This is a genomic window from Micromonospora sp. NPDC047644 (genome assembly GCF_040704315.1).
In the GTDB taxonomy this organism is placed as follows: domain Bacteria; phylum Actinomycetota; class Actinomycetes; order Mycobacteriales; family Micromonosporaceae; genus Micromonospora.
Genome location: NZ_JBEYSY010000004.1, coordinates 156,988 through 180,724 on the forward strand (window position 1 = coordinate 156,988; position 23,737 = coordinate 180,724).

Annotated in this window: 24 protein-coding genes; 11 read left to right on the plus strand and 13 right to left on the minus strand. The window is 71.8% G+C overall.

Annotated elements, in window-relative coordinates; genetic code table 11:
- The first annotated feature begins 37 nt into the window (after window positions 1-37).
- A complete protein-coding gene (locus AB0877_RS08535) occupies window positions 38-427 on the plus strand; it encodes a hypothetical protein (protein ID WP_366607918.1) in 390 nt (129 codons plus the stop codon).
- 22 nt (window positions 428-449) lie between these two features.
- Here the strand turns inward: AB0877_RS08535 and AB0877_RS08540 are convergent, their stop codons facing one another.
- The 3 genes from AB0877_RS08540 to sodN are packed head-to-tail and all read right to left on the minus strand — an operon-like array spanning window position 450 to window position 1,866.
- Window positions 450-857 carry an ATP-binding protein gene (locus AB0877_RS08540; protein WP_366607920.1) on the minus strand — a complete coding sequence of 136 codons (408 nt, stop codon included), beginning with the start codon at window positions 855-857 and terminating at the stop codon, window positions 450-452.
- Between the two features lie 32 nt (window positions 858-889).
- Window positions 890-1,465, minus strand: coding sequence for a GNAT family N-acetyltransferase (locus AB0877_RS08545; protein WP_366607922.1), 576 nt, complete (start codon window positions 1,463-1,465; stop codon window positions 890-892).
- The gene (gene sodN, locus AB0877_RS08550; protein WP_366607924.1) at window positions 1,462-1,866 is read right to left on the minus strand and encodes a superoxide dismutase, Ni; all 405 of its coding nucleotides are present in this window, start codon (window positions 1,864-1,866) and stop codon (window positions 1,462-1,464) included. The genes AB0877_RS08545 and sodN overlap by 4 nt, the downstream gene beginning before the upstream one ends.
- Before the next feature lie 84 nt (window positions 1,867-1,950).
- Here sodN and AB0877_RS08555 point away from each other — a divergent pair, with 84 nt between their 5' ends.
- The 3 genes from AB0877_RS08555 to AB0877_RS08565 all read left to right on the plus strand — a co-directional run bounded on the left by AB0877_RS08555 (window position 1,951) and on the right by AB0877_RS08565 (window position 4,636).
- Window positions 1,951-2,301, plus strand: a complete 351-nt coding sequence (locus AB0877_RS08555) for a S24/S26 family peptidase (RefSeq protein ID WP_366607926.1) — start codon at window positions 1,951-1,953, stop codon at window positions 2,299-2,301.
- A 145-nt stretch (window positions 2,302-2,446) separates the two neighbouring features.
- The gene (locus AB0877_RS08560; protein ID WP_366607928.1) at window positions 2,447-3,625 is read left to right on the plus strand and encodes an NADP-dependent malic enzyme; all 1,179 of its coding nucleotides are present in this window, start codon (window positions 2,447-2,449) and stop codon (window positions 3,623-3,625) included.
- A gap of 48 nt (window positions 3,626-3,673) precedes the next feature.
- Window positions 3,674-4,636: a zinc-binding dehydrogenase gene (locus AB0877_RS08565; RefSeq protein ID WP_366607930.1), complete on the plus strand. Its 963-nt coding sequence runs from the start codon at window positions 3,674-3,676 to the stop codon at window positions 4,634-4,636.
- Between the two features lie 121 nt (window positions 4,637-4,757).
- Here AB0877_RS08565 and AB0877_RS08570 read toward each other — a convergent pair whose 3' ends face one another.
- From AB0877_RS08570 to AB0877_RS08580, 3 genes are all read right to left on the minus strand, one after another.
- The gene (locus AB0877_RS08570; protein ID WP_366607932.1) at window positions 4,758-5,723 is read right to left on the minus strand and encodes a chlorophyllase; all 966 of its coding nucleotides are present in this window, start codon (window positions 5,721-5,723) and stop codon (window positions 4,758-4,760) included.
- A gap of 88 nt (window positions 5,724-5,811) precedes the next feature.
- The gene (locus AB0877_RS08575; RefSeq protein ID WP_366607934.1) at window positions 5,812-6,336 is read right to left on the minus strand and encodes an aminoglycoside adenylyltransferase; all 525 of its coding nucleotides are present in this window, start codon (window positions 6,334-6,336) and stop codon (window positions 5,812-5,814) included.
- A 27-nt stretch (window positions 6,337-6,363) separates the two neighbouring features.
- Entirely contained in the window at window positions 6,364-7,260 is an 897-nt protein-coding gene (locus tag AB0877_RS08580; protein WP_366607936.1) for an alpha/beta hydrolase, read from the minus strand.
- Between the two features lie 157 nt (window positions 7,261-7,417).
- Here AB0877_RS08580 and AB0877_RS08585 point away from each other — a divergent pair, with 157 nt between their 5' ends.
- Window positions 7,418-7,588, plus strand: a complete 171-nt coding sequence (locus tag AB0877_RS08585; protein WP_366607938.1) for a hypothetical protein — start codon at window positions 7,418-7,420, stop codon at window positions 7,586-7,588.
- Window positions 7,589-7,685: 97 nt separating this feature from the next.
- On the opposite strand, the gene AB0877_RS08590 is transcribed toward AB0877_RS08585, so the two are convergent.
- From AB0877_RS08590 to AB0877_RS08620, 7 genes are all read right to left on the minus strand, one after another.
- Window positions 7,686-8,810: an acetate kinase gene (locus tag AB0877_RS08590; RefSeq protein WP_366607940.1), complete on the minus strand. Its 1,125-nt coding sequence runs from the start codon at window positions 8,808-8,810 to the stop codon at window positions 7,686-7,688.
- Window positions 8,807-10,876, minus strand: a complete 2,070-nt coding sequence (pta, locus tag AB0877_RS08595; protein ID WP_366607942.1) for a phosphate acetyltransferase — start codon at window positions 10,874-10,876, stop codon at window positions 8,807-8,809. The genes AB0877_RS08590 and pta overlap by 4 nt, the downstream gene beginning before the upstream one ends.
- A gap of 185 nt (window positions 10,877-11,061) precedes the next feature.
- Complete coding sequence (locus AB0877_RS08600) at window positions 11,062-11,247, minus strand: DUF6104 family protein (protein ID WP_355008138.1); 186 nt, start codon at window positions 11,245-11,247, stop codon at window positions 11,062-11,064.
- Window positions 11,248-11,369: 122 nt separating this feature from the next.
- The gene (locus AB0877_RS08605) at window positions 11,370-15,137 is read right to left on the minus strand and encodes a multifunctional oxoglutarate decarboxylase/oxoglutarate dehydrogenase thiamine pyrophosphate-binding subunit/dihydrolipoyllysine-residue succinyltransferase subunit (protein WP_366607944.1); all 3,768 of its coding nucleotides are present in this window, start codon (window positions 15,135-15,137) and stop codon (window positions 11,370-11,372) included.
- Between the two features lie 272 nt (window positions 15,138-15,409).
- Window positions 15,410-16,222 (minus strand): ABC transporter permease, encoded by an 813-nt coding sequence (locus AB0877_RS08610; RefSeq protein WP_366607946.1) that lies wholly within the window; start codon window positions 16,220-16,222, stop codon window positions 15,410-15,412.
- Entirely contained in the window at window positions 16,219-17,154 is a 936-nt protein-coding gene (locus tag AB0877_RS08615) for an ABC transporter ATP-binding protein (protein WP_366607947.1), read from the minus strand. Before AB0877_RS08615 ends, AB0877_RS08610 begins: the two co-directional genes overlap by 4 nt.
- 142 nt (window positions 17,155-17,296) lie before the next feature.
- Entirely contained in the window at window positions 17,297-17,944 is a 648-nt protein-coding gene (locus AB0877_RS08620; protein WP_366607949.1) for a hypothetical protein, read from the minus strand.
- Window positions 17,945-18,093: 149 nt separating this feature from the next.
- Between AB0877_RS08620 and AB0877_RS08625 the strand changes: the two genes are divergently transcribed.
- From AB0877_RS08625 to AB0877_RS08650, 6 genes are all read left to right on the plus strand, one after another.
- Entirely contained in the window at window positions 18,094-18,867 is a 774-nt protein-coding gene (locus AB0877_RS08625; protein WP_366607951.1) for a GNAT family N-acyltransferase, read from the plus strand.
- Window positions 18,864-19,802 (plus strand): lysophospholipid acyltransferase family protein, encoded by a 939-nt coding sequence (locus AB0877_RS08630; RefSeq protein WP_366607953.1) that lies wholly within the window; start codon window positions 18,864-18,866, stop codon window positions 19,800-19,802. Before AB0877_RS08625 ends, AB0877_RS08630 begins: the two co-directional genes overlap by 4 nt.
- 115 nt (window positions 19,803-19,917) lie before the next feature.
- Window positions 19,918-20,742 carry a DUF4097 family beta strand repeat-containing protein gene (locus tag AB0877_RS08635; protein WP_366607955.1) on the plus strand — a complete coding sequence of 275 codons (825 nt, stop codon included), beginning with the start codon at window positions 19,918-19,920 and terminating at the stop codon, window positions 20,740-20,742.
- Window positions 20,739-21,350, plus strand: coding sequence for a PadR family transcriptional regulator (locus AB0877_RS08640; RefSeq protein ID WP_366607957.1), 612 nt, complete (start codon window positions 20,739-20,741; stop codon window positions 21,348-21,350). The genes AB0877_RS08635 and AB0877_RS08640 overlap by 4 nt, the downstream gene beginning before the upstream one ends.
- 87 nt (window positions 21,351-21,437) lie before the next feature.
- Window positions 21,438-22,139, plus strand: coding sequence for a response regulator transcription factor (locus AB0877_RS08645; RefSeq protein ID WP_030336721.1), 702 nt, complete (start codon window positions 21,438-21,440; stop codon window positions 22,137-22,139).
- Complete coding sequence (locus AB0877_RS08650; protein ID WP_366607960.1) at window positions 22,136-23,692, plus strand: HAMP domain-containing sensor histidine kinase; 1,557 nt, start codon at window positions 22,136-22,138, stop codon at window positions 23,690-23,692. The genes AB0877_RS08645 and AB0877_RS08650 overlap by 4 nt, the downstream gene beginning before the upstream one ends.
- Window positions 23,693-23,737 lie beyond the last annotated feature (45 nt).

The window sequence follows — 23,737 nt, forward strand, 5'->3', positions numbered from 1 at the left end:
CACTGTACCTTCCGGCAGCCCGGGTATCGTGGCGCGCGTGACCATCGACTCGGACCCGATCCCCGTCACGCTCCGCTGGGCGGTCCGGCTGCTGTGGGTAGAGGCGGCCGTCGTCGGGCTGATCGCCGTCTGGCTGGTCTGGGCCGACCTCACCGCCACCCGCACCGATCTGCTGGCGGCATTGCTGGTGACCGTGTTCGCCGTCGGGGCGGCCGTCGCGCTCTGGGCCCTGGGTCGCGCGCTGCTGCGACGTCAGGCGGGCGCACGCGCCCCCGCGATCGTGCTTCAGCTGATGCTGCTGCCGATCGGGTGGTTCATGATCCAGGCCGGCCTGGGCTGGCTGGGCGTGCCGCTGATGGTGTTCGGCCTGGGCGTGGCCTGGCTGCTGATCTGCCCACCGACGACCCGCGCCCTCGGCGTCGAGTGACCGCGCCGGTGCGTCGGACCGGTCAGTAGCCGCCGGAGCGGCGGGTGAGCAGCGCGATCGTGGCCCGATCGTCGGCGGAGCTGGCGGACGCCGAGGTGGTCAGCGCGGTGAGCACCTTCCAGGCGAAGGACGACTCGGCGGGCAGGGTGGCGCCGCGCACCGTCGGCACCGTCACCTCGACGGTCAACGCGTCGTCGGTGACCGCGAAGCGGCACTCCAACTCGGCGTCACGGGTGGCGATGGCGAGCAGCATGGCGCACGCCTCGTCGACAGCGATCCGCAGATCCTCGATCTCGTCGAGCGCGAACTGCAACCGGGCCGCGAGACCTGCGGTGGCGGTGCGGAGCACGCCGAGGTAACCGCCGTCGGCAGGCACCGTGAGGTGCACCACGTCGTCGTCGGTCGCTGGCTGGCCAGTCAGTTGAGTCACGCCTCATCCCCCCGGTCGGGGACTCTACCCGGTCAGTCGCCCATTACGCCTGCCGGCGGTGGTGCTTGCTCGGCCAGCTCGCGGAGCGCGGCGCCGCTGAGCCGGTAGGCAACCCACTCGCTCATCTGTTCGGCGCCGATCGAGGCGTAGAAGCCGGCAGCCGGATTCCAGTCGATCATCTGCCACTCCAGCCGCTGGTAGCCGCGTCGTACGCAGATGTCGGCCAGCGCGGCGAGCAGCAGTCGACCCGCTCCGGTGCCCCGGGCGGACGGCCGGACGTAGAGATCCTCCAGGTGGATGCCGTGCACACCGGCCCAGGTGGAGAAGTTGAGAAACCACAGCGCGAAGCCGATCGGTTCGTCGTGCTCGTCGACCGCGACGTGACCGAAGAGCGCCGCGGCGGATGGACCACCGCCCCGGCTCGGCGCGTCCGACGCCACGCCGCTGTCTGCGGCACCCGTGAAGAGCGCCGAGGTCAGCTGCTCGTCGGTGAGGTGGCACTGCTCCGGGGCGCGCTCGTACTCGGCCAGCTCGTGCACCATGGCGACGACGGCCGGCACGTCCTCGGGACGTACCGGCCGGATCGTCGGAATGACCGGGGAGGTCACGCCTTCTTGGTCTCCCAGAAGATCTTCGAGATCTCGTCGATCTTCGCGAGCAGCTTGTCGGCGGTGGCCGGGTCGAGGCTGCCCTTGACGCCGCTGGCGCCGGCGAGCTTGGTGGCCTCGTTGAACAGGTTGTGCAGGTTCGGGTACTTCTCGAAGTGCGGCGGCTTGAAGTAGTCGGTCCACAGCACCCAGAGGTGGTGCTTGACCAGCTCGGCGCGCTGCTCCTTGATGATGACGGCGCGGGTGCGGAACTCCGGGTCGGTGTTCGACTGGTACTTCTCGCAGATCATTTTGACCGACTCGGCCTCGATCCGGGCCTGTGCCGGGTCGTAGACACCGCACGGCAGGTCGCAGTGAGCGCTCGCGGTGACGCGAGGCGCAAGGATGCGCGAAAGTCGCATCAGGATCCTCCATGGGAAGTTTGCGATGATCAAAGGCGACATTACTCCTGGGGATGCTCCCCGAACCGGGTGGAGGTGAAACCAGTGGTCGCCGATCACCCGGCTGAGGTGCCCCGGTTGCGCAGGCCGCTGACCGCCGTTCTGGTGACCGGCCCGTCCATGGCCCCGACCCTGCGCCACGGTGACGCGGTGCTGGTTCGTCCCGGTGGCCGCCCGATCCGAGCCGGCGACGTGGTGGTCGCGGTCTTCCGGACCCGGCCCGACCTGCTGGTGGTCAAGCGTGCGGTCCGGCCGCAGGACGGCGGCTGGTGGCTACGCGGCGACAACGACCTGATCACCGACGACTCCCGGTCGTACGGGGTGGCCGACGTACGCGGACGGGTGGTGGCCCGCTACTGGCCGCGCCCCGGACGGGTGCCTCGACGCCAGTTATGACCCTGCTCACATCCGGGGGGTGGTGCCGACACTATGCTCGGAAAGTGCCCGGGTGACCCCCCGCACCGCGTGCCACCGCTCGCCGCCCACCTCGCGGCGAGGCAGGCCGCCTCACATCTGCTCGACAGATCCTGGAGTCACCACCATGTCTTCGTCCACCGTGGACCCCGCTGATCCCGTCTTCCTGCTGCACCGGGGCGGCAAGATGGCCGTCACCTCGACCGTGCCGCTCACCAGCCGGGAGGACCTCTCCCTGGCGTACACCCCGGGGGTGGCCCGGGTGTGTGAGGCGATCGCCGCCGACCCAGCCCTGGTGGACGACTACACCTGGGTGTCGCACACGGTCGCGGTGGTCACCGACGGCTCGGCGGTGCTCGGGCTGGGCAACATCGGCCCCCGGGCCGCGCTGCCGGTGATGGAGGGCAAGGCGGTGCTGTTCAAGCAGTTCGCCGGGGTGGACGCGGTGCCGGTGTGCCTGGACACCCAGGACGTGGACGAGATCGTCGCAGTGGTGCGGGCGCTGGCGCCCTCGTTCGGTGGGATCAATCTGGAGGACATCAGCGCGCCGCGCTGCTTCGAGATCGAGCGTCGGCTCGACGACGCGCTGGACATCCCGGTCTTCCACGACGACCAGCACGGCACCGCCATCGTGGTGCTGGCCGCGTTGCGCAACGCCGCGATGCTGCTCGACCGCAAGCTCGGTGACCTGCGGGTGGCGGTGAGCGGCGCGGGCGCGGCCGGCGTGGCAGTGACGAAGATGCTGATCGCCGGGGGCGTCGACCCCGACCAGGTGGTGGTCTGCGACTCCAAGGGGATCATCGGCCGACACCGCGCCGAGCTGACCGGCACCAAGGCCGAGCTGGCGGCGAGCACCAACGCCGACGGCCGCCACGGCGACATCACCGAGGCGCTGCGCGGCGCGGACGTGCTGGTCGGGGTCTCCGGCGGGCAGATCCCCGAGGCCGCGGTGGCTCAGATGGCGCCCGGCGGGATCGTGTTCGCGCTGGCGAACCCGACTCCCGAGGTGCACCCCGAGGTGGCCGCCCGGCACGTCGCGGTGGTCGCCACCGGGCGCAGCGACTACCCCAACCAGATCAACAACGTGCTGGCGTTCCCCGGGGTGTTCCGCGGCGCGCTGGATGCCGGTGCCACCCGGATCACCGAGGCCATGAAGGTCGCCGCCGCGGACGCCATCGCCGGTGTGGTGGCGGAGTCCCTGACCGCCGACGCGATCGTTCCGTCCCCACTCGACCCGCGAGTCGCGCCGGCGGTGGCCGAGGCCGTCGCCGAAGCCGCCCGCCGCGACGGCGTCGCCCGCCGGTAACCGCCCGCCTGTGCGCACGGCTTCTTAACGAGCGCTCAGCTTGTTACCGTGCCGATCATGCGTGCTGCCTTTGCCTCCCGTTTCGACGACGCCGATCCGCTCGCCGCGCTCACCGTCGGCGAGCGGCCCGAGCCGACCCCGCCGGCCGACGACTGGGTGACCGTGCAGTTGCGGGCCACCTCGCTCAACCACCACGACCTCTGGTCGCTGCGCGGGGTCGGTCTCACCGAGGCCCAGCTGCCGATGATCCTGGGCTGCGACGCGGTCGGGCTGGACCCGGAGGGACGCCCGGTGGTCGTGTACCCGGTGGTCGTCACGCCGGGTGACCCGCGCGGGGTCTCCATCCTCTCCGAGCACTTTGCCGGAACGCTCGCCGAGCGGGTGGTCGTACCCCGGTCGAATCTGATCCCGTTGCCCGACGGCATGGCGGCGACCGACGCGGCGTGCCTGCCCACGGCCTGGCTGACCGCGTGGCGGATGCTGACCACCAAGGGACGCGTCGCGGACGCCGACAGCGTGCTGGTCCAGGGCGCGGGCGGCGGCGTGGCCACCGCGGCCGTCGCACTCGCCGTGGCGATGGGCAAGCGGGTGTACGCGACCAGCCGCGACGCCGCCAAGCGGGACCGGATCTCGGCCCTCGGCGCCACCGCCTTCGAGCCGGGTGCCCGGCTGCCGGAGCGGGTCGACGTGGTGATCGAGACGGTCGGCGCGGCCACCTTCGACCATTCGCTGAAGTCGGCCGCGCCGATGGCCCGGATCGTGGTCTCCGGCGCGACAGCCGGGCACGAACCGTCGGTCAACCTGCGCCGGGTCTTCGCCATGCAGCTGGAGATCCTGGGTACCTCGATGGGCACGCCCGGCGAGCTGTACGAGCTGCTGGCGTTCTGCTCCGACAACGAGGTGCGCCCGGTGGTGGACAGCGTCATCCCGTTCAGCCGGGTCGAGGACGCCTTCGCCCGACTGCACTCCGGTGACGCCTTCGGCAAGGTCGTCATCGACCACACCGCCTGACGCACCGCCCTGCGGCCTTCCCATCAAGATCCGCGCAACATCGGGGAAACTGCTGCCTCCCGGGTGTCCCGAGGCAGCAACATCCCCGATGTTGCGCAGATCATGGGCGCGGGGCGCGCGGTCAGAGGTGGTCGTCGAAGGTGGCGATGTCGCCGCGCGTGGCATCGGTGGAGATGCGCTTCTTGGCCTCCGGGTCGCCGTAGAGCGACCAGCGCAGGAACTCGACCGATGTGTCCGAGACGACCCGCAGCGTCGCGCCGTCGCTGAGCAGTGCCCGCCCGTGGTCGCCCTTGGGCAGGCTCAGCATCGCCTTCGGCCAGGGCACCTTGTCGTACGCGGCCCGGCCCGCCGCGTACTCGACCACCTCGTCCAACTCGCCGTGCACGAACAGCTGCGGTGCCGCCGCACCGGCGAACGCGGTGCCCACGCCGAGCGCCGTGCCCGCGAACACCACACCCGCGTCCAGCCGCTTGTCCCGGCTCGCGGTGAACAGGCCGATGGTGGTCACGCCGCCCGCCGAGTGCCCGGCCGCGGCCACCCGCTCGCCGTCCAACCGGCCGCGCAAGGCGTCGCCGGCCTTGCCGTCCAGCGCCAGCACCTGGTCCAACGCGTACGACACGTCGGCGGGTTGGTTGAGCACGTCGAGGACGTTGTTGTCCGCGCCCCGGGAGGTGTGCGGGAACGTCGGCGCGGCCACCACGAAACCCGCCGCCGCCCAGCGGGTCAGCAGCGTGGTGTAGTCGTCCGGTCGCCCACCCAGGCCGTGACTGAACATCACCACCGGGAACCGGCCCTCCGCCGCCGTCGCCGACCGCTTGGCCGCGCCGCCGGACTGCCCGGCCGCCGGGTACCAGAGCGTCGTCGGCAGCGCACGGCCGTCCCGGTTCAGCTTGAGCTGGCGTACGCCGACCGCGAAGGCGCGCTGCGGGGCCTTGCCGGCGGGGACCTGTGGTGTCGGTGTGGCGGCGGGCGGTGGTTCGACGGGGGCCTGCTGGCCCTCGGTCTTCCTGGCGTCCGCCGAGCAGCCGACCAGGCCGGCCATGAGCACGGCGCTGGCCAGCAGGGCGGGGGTGACGCGACGTGGCATGAATCCGATTGTGCCCTGCCCCGCCGACGTGCCCGGTGGAGTTCGACGCGGTGTGCTCGTCGACTCACCCGCCGTCTCCGGGCAGACGTCACGGAGCCGAGGTGAGACCACGCAGCCGGGCCAGGTCGTCGGCGTCCTTCGGGCGGCGGGGACGTTCCGGCATCCAGACCGGGTACATCTGCTTGAACTCGATCTGGGCCGGCACCGAGATGGTCGGCGCGCGGAGCGGGCCGATCCGGCCGGGTGGGGCGTCCAGCATCCCGGCTGGCAGCGGGGTGCCCGCCCAGGACCCGGCACCCACCGTCGGTCGGCCGGCGGCGTCGCGACCCAGGTACGCGAAGCTGACCTCCACGTCGGCGGCGAACAGGTCGAGCTGTGACTCCACCGGCATCCGCGGGTCGGAGAGCCAACCCCGGGCCAGTAGCAGGCTGGCCAGCCGGTCGGCGTCGCCGCGCCAGCAGTACCAGTCGACGTCGACGTGCCGGCGGGTCACCGCGCCGAGCTGGAAGTCCATCGCCCAGCCGCCGCGCAGCCAGACCGGAATGCGGTCCGCCCCGGTCACCTCGATGACCTCGGCGATGCTCGCCAACTGCCGGCGCGCGAGCTGGTCCACCACCGGACCGTACCGGTGCCGATCGGGTCAGTGGGGCGGGCGGGACTCGTAACGCGTCAGGGTGGGGGAGTGGGCGTCGGCGGGGAGGCGGGCACCGGCGGCCCGGTCGTCGTAGAGGGTCCAGCGGAGGAAGTCGGTGGTGGTGGCGAGGACCGGGGCGAAGCCCGGGTGGCCCGGCGTGAGGTACGCGCCGTGGTCCTGGCCGAGCAGGCTGAGGAACGCGGCCGGCCCGCGGGTGCGCGCGTACGCGGCCCGGCCGACGGTCACCGGCACCACCGGGTCCGCGGTGCCGTGCACGAAGAGCACCGGCGCGGCCGGCCCGGCGAAGCTGCCCGGCAGCCCACCACCGGCGATCACGATCCCGGCGCGTAGCCGGGCCACGTGGCCCGCGCTGAACATGCCGGAGGTGGTGAAGCCGCCCGCTGAGTGCCCGGCGGCGGCGACCGAGGTCAGGTCGAGGTGCCCGGCGAGGGGATCGGCGGGGCTCCGGTCGAGGTCGCCCAGATGCCGGATCAGTCGCCAGGCGTCGGCCGGCTGGTGACGTACGTCGGCCCGGGTGAGGTGGGGGGCACCCTGTCGGGTGTGCGGATACGCGGGTGCGGCCACCACGAAACCGGCTGCCGCCCATCGGGTGGTCAGGCCGGCGTGCAGCTCCGGTCGGCTGCCCAGCCCGTGGCTGTAGATCACCACCGGGAACCGTCCGGCCGCCACCTGACCGGTCGACGCCGGGTACCAGATCGTCACCGGCAGCGGGCGCGCCGAGCGCGGATCGAGGGTGAGCGTATGCACGCCGACGGCGTACGACCCCTCGGGCGCCCGGCGCGCCGACGCCGGCCCGGTGGCCCCGCCAGCCACGGCGGTGGCCGGCGCGCAACCGGCCAGCAGCGCTGTCACCAGTACGGCCATCAGCCGGCCCGCCCCCATCGTTCCACGGTAGGTGCCGGGGCGGGCGTAGCGTCCCCGCCGTCCGGCTCGCGTGCACCCGCCACCCGGTCGGGTCTCCTCCGCCGGCCGGGTCCACCCCTGGGACGCGGCGGGCCGGGGACGGTGCCGCGTGACCAGCTTCGCTAGGGTCACCGACATGCCTGAGAACTACACGGACCCCAGCGGCAACACCGAGGCGTTCCGCGCCTTCAACCAGACGCCGGAGGCGACGCCGACGGAGGCTCCGTCCCGCCTGCCGCTCATCGTCGGTGCGGCAGTGGTCGTCGTGGTGCTGGTGGCACTCGTCGCCTGGCTGGCGACCGGCTGACCGAACCGCCCGGCTGACCGAACCGCTTGCCTGACCCCGGCACTGAATGGGCTTCACCGACTCGCGCGCACCCTCGGGCCTCCCGGGGGTGCGCGCCTCAGTGGTGTCCGGCCGCCCCGACCACGTCCCGGGTCTGCCGGGCGATCTCCCGCTCCTCGTCGGTGCGGATGACGCAGACGCTCACCTCGGCGCCGTCCGGCGAGATGAAGCGGTCGCCCTCGCCGTCGTTGCGGGCGTCGTCCACTGTGATGCCGAGCCGGCCCAGGCCGGCCAGCGCGGCGGCCCGCACCGGCGCGGCGTGCTCGCCGACGCCGGCGGTGAAGGCGATCGCGTCGACCCGGCCGAGCAGCGCGTAGTACGCCCCGACGTACTCGGTGATGCGCCGGCAGTACACGTCGAAGGCCAGCGCCGCCGCCCGGTCACCGGCGGCCCGGCGTTCGAGCACCTCGCGCATGTCGTTGACGCCGGTCAGCCCGAGCAGGCCGCTGCGGTGGTTGAGCAGGTCGTCGATGTCGTCCACCGACAGCCCGCCCTCCCGGCGCAGATGGAAGATCACGGTCGGGTCCACGTCGCCGCTGCGGGTGCCCATCACCAGCCCCTGCAACGGGGACATGCCCATCGAGGTGGCGACACTGCGGCCGTTCGCCACCGCGCAGGCGCTGGCCCCGTTGCCCAGGTGCAGGGTGATCGTGTTGACCTGCTCGTACGGGCGGCCCAGCATCTCCGCAGCGCGCCGGGACACGTACGCGTGCGAGGTGCCGTGGAAGCCGTACCGGCGGATGTCGTACCGCTCGGCGGTGTCCCGGTCGATCGCGTACGTCGCGGCGGCCTCCGGCAGGGTGTGGTGGAACGCGGTGTCGAAGACGGCGATCTGCGGTACGTCCGGCAGCGCCGCGCGGGCCACCTCGATGCCGGCCAGGTTGGCCGGGTTGTGCAGCGGGGCGAGCGGCACCAGATCCTTGATCGCGGCCAGCACCGCGTCGTCGACGAGCACCGGCGCGCTGAACGTCCGGCCCCCGTGCACCACCCGGTGTCCGACCGCCGTCAGCCCGGTCAGGTCCAGCCCGTCGAGGATCTGCCGGACCGCCTCGGCGTGGTCCGCCGGGCCGCCACCGGGCTCACCGATCCGCTCGACGGTGCCGTGGTCGAGTGCCTGGTCACCGTCGTAGCGACGCCACTTCACCGACGACGACCCGCAGTTGAGCACCAGCACCCGACTCACGACGCCTCCTCGGTGGCGGCCTGGATGGCGGTGATCGCCACGGTGTTGACGATGTCCGGCACCGTGGCACCCCGCGACAGGTCGTTCACCGGCCGCCGCAGGCCCTGCATGACCGGGCCGACGGCGACCGCCCCGGCCGAGCGCTGCACCGCCTTGTACGTGTTGTTGCCGGTGTTCAGGTCCGGAAAGATGAAGACCGTGGCGTGCCCCGCGACGGGGCTGTCGGGCAGCTTCGTGGCCGCCACCGCCGGGTCGATCGCCGCGTCGTACTGGATGGGCCCCTCGACCAGCAGGTCGGGCCGGCGCTGCCGGACCAGCGCGGTGGCCGCGGCGACCTTCTCCACGTCGGCGCCCGCGCCGGAGCTGCCGGTCGAGTACGACAGCATGGCCACCCGGGGCTCGATGCCGAACCGGGCGGCGGTGTCGGCCGACGAGATCGCGATGTCGGCGAGCTGGGCCGCGTCCGGGTCGCGGTTGACCGCGCAGTCCCCGTAGACCAGCACCCGGTCGGCGAGCAGCATGAAGAAGACGCTGGAGGCCACCGAGACGTCCGGCAGCGTACGGATGATCTCGAACGCCGGCCGGATGGTCGCGGCGGTGGTGTGGGTGGCGCCGGAGACCATGCCGTCGGCTCGGCCGGTGGCCACCATCAGCGTGCCGAAGTAGTTCGGCTGCGCGACGATGTCGTGCGCCAACTCGGCGGTGACGCCGCGGTGGGCGCGCAGCCGGGCGTACTCGGCGGCGAAGTCGTCGCGCCACTCGCTGGCCCCCGGGTCGACCACCCGCACGTCGCCGAGGTCGATGCCCAACTCCCGGGTGCGTCGGGCGATGTCGTCCGGCCGGCCGAGCACCGTCAGCTCGGCCACTCCACGCCGTAGCAGGATCTCCGCGGCCCGCAGGATCCGCTCGTCGGTGCCCTCCGGCAACACCAGGTGCCGGGGCGTCGAGCGGGCCCGGTCGATCAGCTCGTTCTCGAACATCAGTGGGGTGACCCGCGCCGACCGGCTGACCCGCAGCCGACGGGCCAGGTCGTCGGTGTCCACACAGCGCTCGAACGCGCCGAGCGCCGCCTCCACCTTTCGGGGATTGCTCGCGCTGGGCCGGCCCTCGATGCGACTGGACGCGGCCACCGTGTCGAAGCTGTCGGTGCGAACGGAGAGCACCGCCAACCCGGTGTTGAGCCCCTCCACCAGCCGCATGACCCTCGGGTCGGGCTGCTCGCCGAGGGTGAGCACCAGTCCGGCCACCGACACCTGTCCGGCCACGTGCGCGGCGCTCGCGGCGACGAGCAGGTCGGCCCGGTCCCCGGGAGTGATCACCAGCGCGCCCTCGGTGAGGTGACCCAGCAGGGTCGGCACGTGTGCCGCGCCGACCACGAAGTCCAGCACGTCGCGACCGAGCGCGGCGTCGTCCCCGGCCAGCAGGGTGGCGCCGAGCGCCGCCGCCACCTCGGCCACCGTCGGCGCGGACACGGTCGGCACCTCCGGGATGGCGTACGCGGGGACCGGCAGCTCGGGCAGCGTCATCGGCTCGGTGACCCGGTTGGCGATCACCGCGAGCACCGTCGCGCCGAGGTCGGCCAGATCGTGGTACGCCCCCCGCATCGCCGACGCGACAGCCGCCGGCTCCTGCCCGAAGCCGTCCACCACCGGCACCACCACGCTGCCGAACTCGGTGGCCAGCCGGGCGTTGAAGGCCAGCTCCCGGGGATGGGCCGGGTCGCCCGGCTCGTCGAAGTCACTGCCCACCACGACCACCGCCGGGCACTGCCGCTCCACCGTCCGGTAGCGCTCGACGATGGCGGAGATGAGCTGCTCCCGTCGGCCGTCGGCGACCAGTGCCGAAGCCTCGGCGTAGCTCGCCCCGGCCAGTTCGGGCAGCGGCACCTCGACGCGGTAACGCTCGCTCAGCAGGGCGAGGATCGGGTCCTGGCCGGTGTCGGCCACCAACGGCCGGAACACGCCGATCCGCCCGACCTGGCGGGACAGCAACTCCGCCAACCCGAGGGCGATCGTCGACTTGCCCCCGCCGGACCCCACGCTGGTCAGGTAAACACTCCGAGCCACAACCCCACCCTAGAAGATCGCCACGGCCCCCACCCGGCCCCTCCAACCCCTCCGAACCCGGGGCCCGGCCCCACCACCCCGTTGATCATGAAGTTATGGCCCGACACGCCGACGACACGCGCGGCTAACTTCATGATCAACGCGCGGGGGGTGGGGTGGGTGGGGGTGGGGTGGGTGGGAGCGGGTTAGGCGTCTTCGTCGTCGGGGTCTTCTAGGCGGGCGAGGTAGGTGGCTAGGCGCTCGATGGGGGTTTCGAAGTCGGGATTGAGGTCGACGAAGTCGCGCAGGCGCTCGCCGAGCCACTCCAGGGTCACCTGCTCCTCGCCCCGGCGCTCGACCAGCTCCTCGATGCCACGGTCGGTGAAGTACACGGCGTACGTCCTCGTGCTCGGCCCGGCGCGAACCGGGCGGGTCGGTGATCGGATGGACCGACGCGAGCCGGGGCAGGACCGTGGGAAACGGCCCTGCCCCGGCTCGCGCGGCGCGGGTCAGGTCACGGGCGGGGGAGAGCCGCCTCGATCAGCGCGTTCTGCTCGACCTCGTGGGTCTTGGCCGAGCCGACCGCCGGGGCGGCCGCGGCCGGGCGGGAGATCCGCCGCAGCCGAACGTCGGTGAGGTGCTCCAGCAGGTTGAGCGCGACGAACGACCAGGCACCCTGGTTGGCCGGCTCCTCCTGCACCCAGGCGAAGTCCTCCGCGTTCGGGAACTGCGCCAGGGCGGCCCGGATCTCCTCCACCGGCAGCGGGTACAGCTGCTCCAGTCGGAGGATCGCGGTGTCGGTGACGCCGCGCTCCTGCCGGGCCTGGAACAGGTCGTAGTAGACCTTGCCGGAGCAGAGCAGCACCCGCTTCACCGCCTCCGGCGCCGGGGCGGCCGTGTCGCGCAGCACCGGTTGGAAGGTGCCGGTGGTGAAGTCCTCCACCGACGAGACGCAGAGCTTGTGCCGCAGCAGCGACTTCGGCGTGAACACCACGAGCGGCTTGCGCTTGGGCGACAGGGCCTGGCGGCGCAGCAGGTGGAAGTAGTTCGCCGGGGTGGTCGGGATGGCCACCCGCATGTTGTCCTCGGCGCACATCTGCAGGAACCGCTCCGGCCGGCCGGAGGTGTGGTCCGGGCCCTGACCCTCGTGGCCGTGCGGCAGCAGCAGGGTGACCGCGGAGCGCTGGCCCCACTTCACCTCACCGGACGAGATGAACTCGTCGATCACCGACTGGGCGCCGTTGACGAAGTCGCCGAACTGGGCCTCCCAGGCGACCAGGGCGTTGATGTTCTCCACCGAGTAGCCGTACTCGAAGCCCATCGCCGCGTACTCACTGAGCAGTGAGTCGTGCACGAAGAACCGGGAGCGCTCGCCGTCGCCGGTGAGTGACTTCAGCGGCAGGTAGTCGTCGCCGGTGCGGGAGTCGACAACCGAGGCGTGCCGCTGGACGAAGGTGCCGCGACGCGAGTCCTGACCGGCGAGCCGGACGGTGACCCCGTCGTGCAGCAGCGACCCGAAGGCGATGATCTCGCCGTAGCCCCAGTCGATGTTGCCCTCGACGGACATCTTGGCCCGCCGGTCGAGCAGCTGCTGGATCCGCTTGTGCGGGGTAAAGCCCTCGGGCAGGTTGATGTGCGCCTCACCGATGGCCTTGACCACCGACGCGTCGGTGGCGGTGTCGACCTGCGGCTCCGGCTCCTCCTCGCGGCGCGGGCGGTTGAGCTGGCGCGGGGCCGAGGCGGCGTCCCGGGTGGCCTTGAAGACCTTCTCCAGCTGCGCCTGGTAGTCGCGCAGCAGCTCCTCCGCGTCCTCCACGGTGATGTCACCGCGACCGATGAGCTCCTCGGTGTAGAGCTTGCGGACCGAGCGCTTCGAGTCAATGATCTTGTACATCTGGGGGTTGGACATCGACGGGTCGTCGCCCTCGTTGTGCCCGCGCCGGCGGTAGCAGACCATGTCGATCACGACGTCCTTGTTGAACGTCTGCCGGTATTCGAAGGCCAACCGGGCGACCCGGACCACTGCCTCCGGGTCGTCACCGTTGACGTGGAAGATCGGTGCCTGGATCATCCGGGCCACGTCGGTGCTGTAGAGGCTGGACCGGCTGTACTCCGGTGCGGTGGTGAAGCCGACCTGGTTGTTCACCACCACGTGCACGGTGCCGCCGGTGCGGTAGCCGCGCAGCTGGGACAGGTTGAGCGTCTCGGCGACCACGCCCTGCCCGGCGAAGGCGGCGTCACCGTGCACCGCCAGCGGCAGCACGGTGTAGCCCTCCAGCTTGAGGTCGATCCGGTCCTGCTTGGCCCGGACGATGCCCTCCAGCACCGGGTCGACGGCCTCCAGGTGCGACGGGTTGGCCACCACCGACACCTTGACCGCGTGCTCGCCGTCCGGGGTGGTGAACTTGCCGTTCTGACCCAGGTGGTACTTCACGTCGCCGGAGCCCTGCGTCGAGCGCGGGTCCAGGTGACCCTCGAACTCCGAGAAGATCTTCTCGTACGGCTTGCCGACGATGTTGGCCAGCACGTTGAGCCGACCCCGGTGGGCCATGCCGATGACGACCTCGTCCAACCCGTTCTCGGCGGAGGATTCCAGCACCTCGCCGAGCAGCGGGATCAGCGACTCGCCGCCCTCCAGCGAGAAGCGCTTCTGGCCGACGTACTTCGTCTGCAGGAAGGTCTCGAACGCCTCGGCGGCATTGAGCCGGTTGAGTACGTGCTTCTGCTCGTCGGCGGACGGCTTCTCGTACTTGCGCTCGATCCGTTCCTGGACCCAGCGCCGCTCCTCCGGATCCTGGATGTGCATGTACTCGATGCCGACGCGGCGGCAGTACGAGTCGCGCAGCACGCCGAGGATCTCGCGCAGCTTCATCCGCTGCCGGCCGGCGAAGCCGTTGACCGGGAACTCGCGGTCCAGGTCCCACAGGGTGAGCCCGTGCTGGAGGACGTCCAGGTCGGGGTGCTTGCGGATCTTGAATTCCAGCGGGTCGGTGTCGGCCATCAGGTGACCGCGCACCCGGTAGGCGTGGATCAGCTCGTGCACCCGGGCGGTCTTGTTGATCTGACCCTCGGAGTTGACGGCGACGTCGCGCATCCAGCGCACCGGCTCGTACGGGATGCGCAGCGCGGTGAAGATCTGGTCGTAGAAGCCGTGCTCGCCCAGGATCAGCTCGTGCATCACCTTGAGGAACTCGCCGGACTGCGCGCCCTGGATGATCCGGTGGTCGTACGTGCTGGTCAGCGTGATGATCTTGCTGACCGCCAGCTCAGCGAGGGTGGCCTCGGACATCCCCTGGTAGGGGGCCGGGTACTCCATCGCCCCGACGCCGATGATCGCGCTCTGCCCCTGCATGAGCCGCGGCATCGAGTGCACGGTGCCGATGCCGCCCGGGTTGGTCAGCGAGATGGTGGTGCCGGAGTAGTCCTCCATGGTCAGCTCGTTGCGCCGCGCCCGTCGGACCACGTCCTCGTACGCCTGCCAGAACTGCCGGAAGTCCATCTGCTCGCAGCCCTTGATGGAGGGGACCACCAGGTTGCGGCTGCCGTCCGGCTTGGCCAGGTCGATCGCGATGCCGAGGTTGACGTGCGGCGGGCGGACCACCGCCGGCTTGCCGTTCGCCTCGGCGAAGGAGTTGTTCATCTCCGGGTGCGCGACGAGCGCCCGGACCAGCGCGTAGCCGACCAGGTGGGTGAAGCTGACCTTGCCGCCCCGCCCACGGGCGAGGTGGTTGTTGATCACGATGCGGTTGTCCACCAGCAGCTTCGCCGGGACCGCGCGAACGCTGGTCGCGGTGGGCACGCTCAGCGAGGCGTCCATGTTCTGGACGATCTTCGCGGCGACGCCCCGCAACGGCGTGGTCTGCGGGCCTTCGGCGGTCGGCGCGGCGGCCTTGGCGGCCGGCTTGGCCGCAGCGGCCTTCTCCGGCGTCTTCTCCGGCGCGGCCTTCGGCGTGACGGGGGCGGCGGGCTTGGCCGGCGCCGGCTGGGCGGCGGCCGACTTGCTCGCGGTGGCCGGCTTGGCCGGGGCGCTCGGCTGGGTGACGGTGGCGGCTGCCTCCGGCTGACCGTCCGGCTCCGGGGCGGCGGCCGGCTTGTCCGACGACTCGGCGCCGCGCGGGGTGGCCGCTCCCGGTGCCGGTCGGTAGTCGGCGAAGAAGTCGTGCCAGGCCGAATCAACGCTCGATGGGTCGGCGAGGTAGCGCTGGTACATCTCCTCGACGATCCACTCATTCGGGCCGAAACCCGCCAGTGGGTTCTCCTGCGAAGTCTGCTGGGTCGACACGGCCGGTAATCGCCTCTTTCACGCGGGTTGTGTGGCACGCGGTGGGTCCGTCGCGCCCGATGAGGAGCACGGACTAGACGGCTCCCAGGCTACGCCGTACCGATCCCGCAGGCATTTCCGCCTCGGTCCCGTGGCCGGTTTCACAGAAGATGCCAGAAGTTCAGCAACGCCTGCGCACACCGTGTCGAACTGGTAGCACCAGGGCCCGGACGCCGAGCGGACGCCCGACCCCGGAACGGCAGCTCGTTGCCGCCCCGGGGTCGCGGACGCCGTCAGGCGATGTCGCGCCGTCGGGTGAGCAGGATTCCGACGACTCCACTGACCAGCGCGTAGCCGATCAGCACCAGGGCACCGACCCACCAGGACGGGGTGAACTCCGAGGTGCCCTCCGTGATCATGACCTGGGACGCCACAGCGGGCCAGATCACCTGCCACTTGAGCACCGCCTCGCTGTCGAGCAGGTTCGACAGGAGCAGGAAGAGCAGACCCACCACCTGGGTGCCGATCAGATAGAGCACCGCCGCCGTGATCACCGCTCCGAGCTGGTTGGTGATCAGCGTGCCGATGCCCACCCCGAGGATCGTCCAGATGGCGTAGGCCAGCAGGTTGAACAGCAGCGCCCGCTGCACCGGCCACTCACCGAGCTGAGTGCCGTAGTCGTTCGCGGACAGGAAGATCGCGCCGGCGGCCAGGTCGATCAGCGTGGTGGCCAGCCAGAACATGAAGCCCAGCAGGCTGGCGGCGACGAGCTTGCTGACGATGACCGACGTACGCCGGGGGGTCGTCAGGAACGTCGTGGTCGCGGTCTGGTGGAAGAACTCGTTGGTGACCATCAGGATGCCGATGAGCATCACGAACATCAGCCCGAGGTACTGGCCCGAGGTGTAGAGGTTCGCCGCCTGCGCCGGCGCGGTCGCCTGCTCGGGGCTGACGCCGATGTTCTCGGCGTCACCGCCGAGCGCCGTGACGGCCAACCACGCGTTGACCGCGAAGGCCAGTGCGATCGAGAGGAGCGCGCCGATGGCCAACCACCACCAGGTGCTGGTGGTACGGATCTTGAGTAGCTCGGATCGGACCAGGTTCATCGGATGCCCGCCTTTCCGGCCGTCAGCTCCAGGAAGACCCGTTCCAGATCGGGCCGTTCGGTGGTCAGTTCGTGCAGCTCGACCCCGGCCGCGAGAGCGGACCGGCCGATCGTCGGGGCGTCCACCCCGCCGACCAGCAGCACACCCTGCTCGTCGGTCTCGACGGTCGCCGACTGCGCCTTCAGGGCGGCGGTCAACACCTCGGCCTGCGGGGTGCGCACCCGGACCCTGGCGCCCTGGGCCATCGACCCGAGCACCTGGTCGACCGGACCCTGCCGAACCAACTGCCCGGCCGCGATGATCACCACGTCGTCGGCCAGCAACTGCATCTCCGACAGCAGATGGCTGGAGACCAGCACCGTACGACCCTCGTGGGCAAGGTTCTTGAGGAACCCACGCATCCACCGGATGCCCTCCGGGTCCAGCCCGTTGGCCGGCTCGTCGAGGATCAGCACGCGGGGGTCACCGAGCATCGCGGCGGCGATGCCGAGCCGCTGCTTCATGCCCAGCGAGTAACCCTTGAACTTTCGCTTCGCCGCCGGGGTCAGCCCGACCAGGGCCAGCGCCTCGTCGGCCCGCTGCTTGGGCAGCCCGGCCGCCGCGCAGATCACCCGCAGGTGGTTGATGCCGGTGCGGCCCTTGTGCGCGCTGGACGCCTCCAGCACCGCCCCGACCTGACGCAGCGGGGTGGCGAGGTCGGTGTACCGCTGGCCGCTGATGGTGGCCGTGCCGGCGGTCGGCGTGACCAGGTTCAGCAGCATGCGCAGCGTGGTGGTCTTGCCTGCGCCGTTCGGGCCGAGGAAGCCGGTCACCCGTCCCGGCGCCACCGTGAAGGACAGGTTGTTCACCGCCCGGACGTTCTTGTACTGCTTCGTCAGACCGGACACCACGATCTGACCGTCGTTGGTGGGGCTTCGCTGCCCGTCAGTCATCGTTCTCCTCCCGTGTGTGGCGTCGAGGTACGCCGTGGCACAGCGTGACGGCCCGTGGCAACAAGGTCAATCAGGCGCGGTCGGTACGTTCGCCTCCGTCGCGGGGCGGAGGTGACTCATCCCTGCGGACTACGGACCGGATTCAGCGGGCGATCCAGGTTGCCCGCGCCGCGCCGAGCAACGACCCGTCCGGGCCGTACAGGCTGGTGTGCACGAGCGCCTTGCGCCCATCGACGCGCAGCAACTCGCCGGTCACCACACACTCGTCGCCCGGCGCGGGCAGCGCGGCGACCACCGCGGCGATCCGGCCCAGCAGGTACGGGCGGCCCGGCGCGAGCACCGCCCAACCACCGGGACAGTCCAGCGCGGCCCAGACCGTTGCCGCGCCGACCCGTGCGGGCGCGCGGAACGGTGCGGCGGTCCGCCCGTCCGGCAGCCGGCCAGGGAAGATCCGCAGTCCGTCGGCGCGCTGCGGCCCGCAGACGTAACAGGTGGGGAACGGATGCTCGGCCAGGCCGGGGTAGCGGGCCGCCGCGGCGACCGCCGTCTCCAGGTCGACCGGGGGTACGACGGCGTCGATCATCCCGGCCGGGCGTACCTCGGCCACCAGCTCGCCGGCCGGGTCGCGCACCTCGCCGTCGACAAGCGTCAGCTCGGTCTCCAACGGTGGTGGCCGACGCAGCGTCACCTCGACCGGCCCGCCGCCGCCCGCCTCGGCGGCGAAGATCCCCGCGCTCCAGCCGCCGTTGCCGGAACCGGCGGGCCCGTTGTAGCGGGATTCGATGCGCATAGTCGGCCTCCGGTGGGGCGTGCCGGCGTCGTCGCCGGGCCGTACCGCAGCCTCGCACGGTCGCGGTGAGAACCATCTGCCGGCCGGCGTTCATCCTGCCGACACCAGTGGTCCCCGTGAATGGCAACCCGGGCCCTTACACAGATCCCATGGCCGTTCTGCATGCCGCTGGCGCACCCCTGAAGACCAGCGGATACACCCTGCTGATCGCCGACGACCCCACCCAGGTCGCGGCCGCGCAACGCCTGCGCCACGAGGTGTTCGCCACCGAGCTCGGCGCCACCCTCCTCCCCGGCGAGGCCGGGTTGGACGTGGACCCCTTCGACGCGTACTGCGACCACCTGATCGTCCGCGAGGACAGCACCGGCGAGGTGGTCGGCACGTACCGGCTGCTGCCGCCGGGGCGCACCAGCCGGCGCTACGCCGAGGGCGAGTTCGACCTGAGCCCGCTCGACCCGCTCCGCGACGACCTGGTCGAGGCGGGCCGGTCCTGCGTGCACCCGGACCACCGCTCCGGAGCGGTGATCAACCTGATGTGGGCCGGCATCGTCCGGTACCTGCACCTGCGCGGCTCCCGCTGGCTCGGCGGCTGCGCCTCGGTGCCGGTGGCTGACGGCGGGCGGACGGTGGCCGAGGTGTGGACCCAGGCCCAGACCCGGCACCTGTCGCCACCGCCGCTGCGGGTCCGCCCGTTGCGGCCCTGGTTCGCCCGGGCGGCTGCCGCCGGCCCGGTCGCCGCTGCCCCGGCCGGGCGGGTGACGGTTCCGCCGCTGCTGCGGGGCTACCTCCGGCTCGGCGCGTGGATCTGCGGCGAGCCGTCCTACGACAGCGACTTCGGGTGCGCGGACTTCTACGTCCTCTTTTCCATGGACCGGATGAACCCGCGCTACCTGCGGCACTTCCTCGGCGGTGAGCAGCGGTGAGCGCCGTGCCGGGCGACCTGTGGCGGCCCTCCTCGGGCTGCGACGACGACTGCCTCCCAGCGGCCGGCGAGGTGCCCGCGGTGCCGCTGGCCCGCCGGGTGCTCCGGCTGGTCGCCGTGCTCGGCATGCTGCTGGCCGGGATCGCGGTGGTGGCGCTGCTGCCGGTGCTCCCCACCCCGGAACGGCAGGCGCTGGTCCGTGGCTGGGCGCGGAGCACGGTGCGCGCCTTCGGCGTCCGCCTCGTGGTCCGGGGTCGGTTGCCCCGGCGGCGCGCGCTGCTGGTCGCGAACCATGCCTCCTGGCTGGACATCCTGGCAGTGCTGGCGGTCGCGCCCACCCGGATGGTGGCGAAACGGGAGATCCGCTCCTGGCCGGTGGTTGGTCTGCTGGCCGCGGCGGCGGGCACGGTCTTCGTGGACCGCGCCCGGCCGCTGGCGCTGCCCAGGACCGTGGCCCGGGTCGCCGACGCGCTGCGCGCCGGGCGGTCGGTGGCGGTCTTCCCGGAGGGTACGACGTGGTGCGCCGGGAACGACGCCACCGACTGCCGCCCCGGCGGTGGGTTCCGGCCCGCGACGTTCCAGGCGGCCATCGACACGGGCAGCCCGGTGGTCCCGCTGCGGCTCACCTACCGCTGTGCGGACACCGGGTCGACCACCACGGCAGCCGCCTTCCTCGGCGCGGACACCCTGCTGCGCTCGGTGGCACGGGTCGTCGCGACGCGGAACCTGGTGGTCTCGGTGACGATCGCCGCCGCGCTGCACCCGGCCCGGAACGCCGACCGGCGGTTGCTGGCCCGGGCCGCCGAGTCGGCCGTACACCTGGTGCCCCCGGCGGGCGCCGTGGCGCGGGCCCGGCTGCGGCCGGTCCCGACGGTGACCCCGGCCGTCCCGGTGCCGAGGCCGGACACCGAACAGGAGCTGGACCTGGCGGCCTGAGCGCCCGGCGCGCGGCGGAGCGAGAGTCGCGACAGTCTTGTGATGTCGCGATGTATCGCGTTACAGTCTCCTTCTGTTCGGCGTGCCTTCCGCGCGTCGTCGAGAGGGGGACGCCATGGCCGGTTGGACGGTCGAGAGCCCGCAACGGCTCACCGTGGACGCTCCGGTCGTCCGGCTGGACGTTCGACTGGTCAGTGGGCGGCTCAACGTGGTCGCCACCGATGGGCCGACCCGGATCGACGTGACCCAGGTCGGCCGTCGGCCGGTCCTGATCGACCACACCGACGGTCGGCTCAGCATCCGCCAGGAGCGTGGTCGGGGCTGGTCGGACGTCCTGCGGTTCTTCCGGATGATCCACCGCTACCCCCGGGCGGACGTCTCCGTCGCCGTGCCCGCCGACGTCCTCGCCGACCTGGGCCTGGTCGCGGGGTCGCTGGTCGCCTCCGGCCTGCGTCGGCAGACCACCGCCCACGTCGTCGCCGGCCAGATCACCCTGATGGGTCTGCGCGGTAGCACCTCGGCGAAGCTCACCTCAGGCCCGGTGGAGGCGCTCGGCGTCAGCGGTGACCTCACGGTGGAGACGGTCTCCGGGGAGGTGATCCTCGCCGACAGCGCCGCCGACCGGGTGCGGGCCCAGACCGTCTCCGGTGCCATCACCTGCGATCTGGACAACCCCCGGCGCAGCGAGATCCGGTTGACCACCATCTCGGGCAGCATCACCGTCCGGGTCCGCGCGGACAGCGACCTCGCCGTCCAGTTGAACACCGCCTCCGGCCGGATCACCAGCGGCTTTCCGCAGCTGCGCAGCTCGACGTTCCCGCTGCCCAGCAGCGAGGGAGTGCTCGGCGCCGGCGACGGTAAGCTCTGGGCTTCCGCGACCTCGGGGAGCATCGCCCTGCTCGCCCGAGCCGTCGACGACGATGGAGAGGAGCTGCCGTGACCGCCGTGTTCAGCCACGGGCGGCTCCGGCTCTACCTGCTCAAGCTCCTCGACGACGGCCCCAAGCACGGCTACGAGCTGATCCGCCTGCTCGAGGACCGCTTCCTCGGGCTGTACGCCCCCAGCGCCGGCACCATCTACCCCCGCCTGCAACGGCTGGAGGTCGAGGGTCTGGTCAGCCACACGGCGGCCGGCGGCCGCAAGACGTACGACATCACCGACGCCGGCCGGGCGGAGCTGCGCCAGCGGGCCGGTGAGCTGACAGCGTTGGAAACGGACATCGCGGCCTCCGTGGCGGACCTCTCCAGCCTGGCCGGCGAGATCCGCAGCGAGGTACGCGGGTCGGCCCGCGACCTCAAGCGGGAGTTGAGCGACATCACCCGGCAGACCAGGCGGGCCCGGTGGGAGACGCCCGCACCGCCGCCCAGGCCGGGGTCGACCGCCGGGCCGCAGGCCGAACTGCTCGACGAGCTCGACCAGCGGCTGGCCGCGTTCACCGCCGAGGTGGGCCGGCTGATTCGCGCCCGACAGTTCGGCGACACCCAGCTGCGCACCGCGATCCGGCTGCTCGACGGCGCCCTGGACGGGATGCGTCGCCTGTTGCGCTGATCGGCGTCACCGGACGGTCCGGCGACTCACAGCCTTTTTGCAGGAAGCGTCCAGCGCTGGCGCAGTGACGTCACCGATGATGGGCGCATGCCCGCTACCCAGACCGAGGCGCGACTGCTTGTCGTCGAGGACGACCCCAACATCCTCGAACTGCTCTCCGCGAGCCTGCGGTTCGCGGGCTTCGACGTGGCCACCGCGACAAGTGGAAGCGCGGCGCTCAACGCCGCCAAGGACCATCGGCCCGACCTGGTGGTACTCGACGTGATGCTCCCCGACCTCGACGGTTTCGAGGTCATCCGGATGCTCCGCGAGGGCGGCACGCGTACCCCGGTGGTGTTCCTGACCGCCCGGGACGCCACCGACGACAAGATCCGTGGGCTGACCCTGGGCGGCGACGACTACGTCACGAAGCCGTTCAGCCTGGAGGAGCTGACCGCCCGGATCCGCGCCGTGCTGCGCCGCACCACCACCGGCGAGCAGGCCCCGTCCCGGCTCACCTTCGCCGACCTGGAGCTGGACGAGGAGACCCACGAGGTGCACCGCGCCGGCCAGCGGGTGCAGCTCTCGCCGACCGAGTTCAAGCTGCTGCGGTACCTGATGCTCAACGCCAACCGGGTGCTGTCCAAGGCGCAGATCCTCGACCACGTCTGGAACTACGACTTCCGTGGCGACGACAACATCGTCGAGTCCTACATCTCGTACCTGCGGCGCAAGGTCGACACCACCCAGCCCCGGCTGATCCACACTCTTCGCGGCGTGGGGTACGTCCTGCGCAAGCCGGCGGCGTGAACGCAGTCCAGCAGGCGAAGGGGCGGGTGCGAAGCGTTCCGCTGCGGGTGAAGCTGGTCGCCTCGGTGCTCGCGCTGGTCGCCGTCGCGCTACTGGTGATCAGCTCGTTGACCGCGTACTTCCTGCGCAACTACCTGGAGGGCCAGGTCGACGGGCAGGTCCGGTCGACCGCCCAGGGCCTCGGCAAGGTGCTTCAGCAGTTGCGCAGCGGTGAGGTCGGCGCGATGCTGCCCAGCGACTACGTCGTGATCGTGGCCGACGAGCGGCAGGTGTACGACCCCCAGTACGACAAGCGCAACTTCTACCCCGCACAGCTGCCCACGTTCCCCGCCACCCGCAGGGACTTCGAGGCGGCGGAGGGCGAGCCGCGCACCGTCATCTCACACGATCGCCTCACCCGGTGGCGCGTCTACTACGCCGCTCAGCCGGACGGCTCGGTGCTGGCCGTGGGTCAGCCGCTGACCGAGGTGGACCGGGCGGTGAAGCAGCTCGTCTGGATAGACCTCCTGGTCGGCGGCGCAGTGCTGATCATGCTGGCCTCGGTCGGCGCCGCGATCGTCCGGACCAGCCTCAAGCCCCTCGTCGAGATCGAACAGACCGCCGCCGCGATCGCCGGCGGCGACCTGACCCGCCGGGTGCCCGACCCGGAGGAGGGCCAGGCCGAGCCGACCTCGGAACTGGGCCGACTGTCGCGCGCGCTGAACGCGATGCTCACCCAGATCGAGGCGGCGTTCACCGCCCGAGCCGCCTCGGAGACCTCCGCGCGATGGGCGGAGAGCGCCGCCCGGGATGCCGCCGTCGCGGCTCAGGCGTCCGAGGCGCGGGCCATCCGCTCCGAAGAGCGGATGCGGCAGTTCGTCGCCGACGCCTCGCACGAGTTGCGGACTCCGCTCACCACGATCCGCGGCTTCGCCGAGCTGTACCGGCAGGGCGCTGCGCGTGAACCGGAACAGACCTCCGGCCTGTTGCGCCGGATCGAGGACGAGGCGTCCCGGATGGGGCTGCTGGTGGAAGACCTGCTGCTGCTCGCCCGGCTGGACATGGAACGGCCGCTCTCGCTGACCCCGGTGGAGTTGCCGGTGCTCGCCTCCGACGCGGTGCAGGCCGCGCGGGCGATGGCACCGGAGCGGCGGATCGAGCTGGAGATCGCTCCCGAATCGGGCCCGCTCGTCGTCTCCGCCGACGACGCGCGGCTGCGGCAGGTGATCGGCAACCTGGTCACCAACGCGCTCACGCACACCCCACCGGAGGCTGAGGTCCGGGTACGGCTGCGCGCCGAACCGGGGGGCTTCGCCGTCGTGGAGGTCGTCGACACCGGCCCCGGTCTCTCGGCCGAGCAGGCGGAACGCGTCTTCGAACGGTTCTACCGGGCCGACGCGGCCCGTACCCGACGAGCCGACGGCAACACCGGGACCGGCCTTGGCCTGGCCATCGTGGCCGCGCTGGTCGCCGCCCACCACGGCTCGGTCGAGGTGGCCCAGACGCCCGGCGGCGGAGCCACCTTCCGGGTGCGGCTGCCGCTGCTGCCGCAGGTCGACGGCACGGCGGAGTGACTTTCAGCCAACTTCCAGGACGGTTCCAGGTTGATTGCAGTGCGG

Coding starts and splice junctions, on each gene's coding strand:
- sodN (WP_366607924.1), bottom strand. CDS start 1,866: ATGCGACTTTCGCGCATCCTTGCGCCTCGCGTCACCGCGAGCGCTCAC.
- AB0877_RS08560 (WP_366607928.1), top strand. CDS start 2,447: ATGTCTTCGTCCACCGTGGACCCCGCTGATCCCGTCTTCCTGCTGCAC.
- AB0877_RS08570 (WP_366607932.1), bottom strand. CDS start 5,723: ATGCCACGTCGCGTCACCCCCGCCCTGCTGGCCAGCGCCGTGCTCATG.
- AB0877_RS08580 (WP_366607936.1), bottom strand. CDS start 7,260: ATGGGGGCGGGCCGGCTGATGGCCGTACTGGTGACAGCGCTGCTGGCC.
- AB0877_RS08585 (WP_366607938.1), top strand. CDS start 7,418: ATGCCTGAGAACTACACGGACCCCAGCGGCAACACCGAGGCGTTCCGC.
- AB0877_RS08610 (WP_366607946.1), bottom strand. CDS start 16,222: ATGAACCTGGTCCGATCCGAGCTACTCAAGATCCGTACCACCAGCACC.
- AB0877_RS08615 (WP_366607947.1), bottom strand. CDS start 17,154: ATGACTGACGGGCAGCGAAGCCCCACCAACGACGGTCAGATCGTGGTG.
- AB0877_RS08620 (WP_366607949.1), bottom strand. CDS start 17,944: ATGCGCATCGAATCCCGCTACAACGGGCCCGCCGGTTCCGGCAACGGC.
- AB0877_RS08625 (WP_366607951.1), top strand. CDS start 18,094: ATGGCCGTTCTGCATGCCGCTGGCGCACCCCTGAAGACCAGCGGATAC.
- AB0877_RS08635 (WP_366607955.1), top strand. CDS start 19,918: ATGGCCGGTTGGACGGTCGAGAGCCCGCAACGGCTCACCGTGGACGCT.
- AB0877_RS08645 (WP_030336721.1), top strand. CDS start 21,438: ATGCCCGCTACCCAGACCGAGGCGCGACTGCTTGTCGTCGAGGACGAC.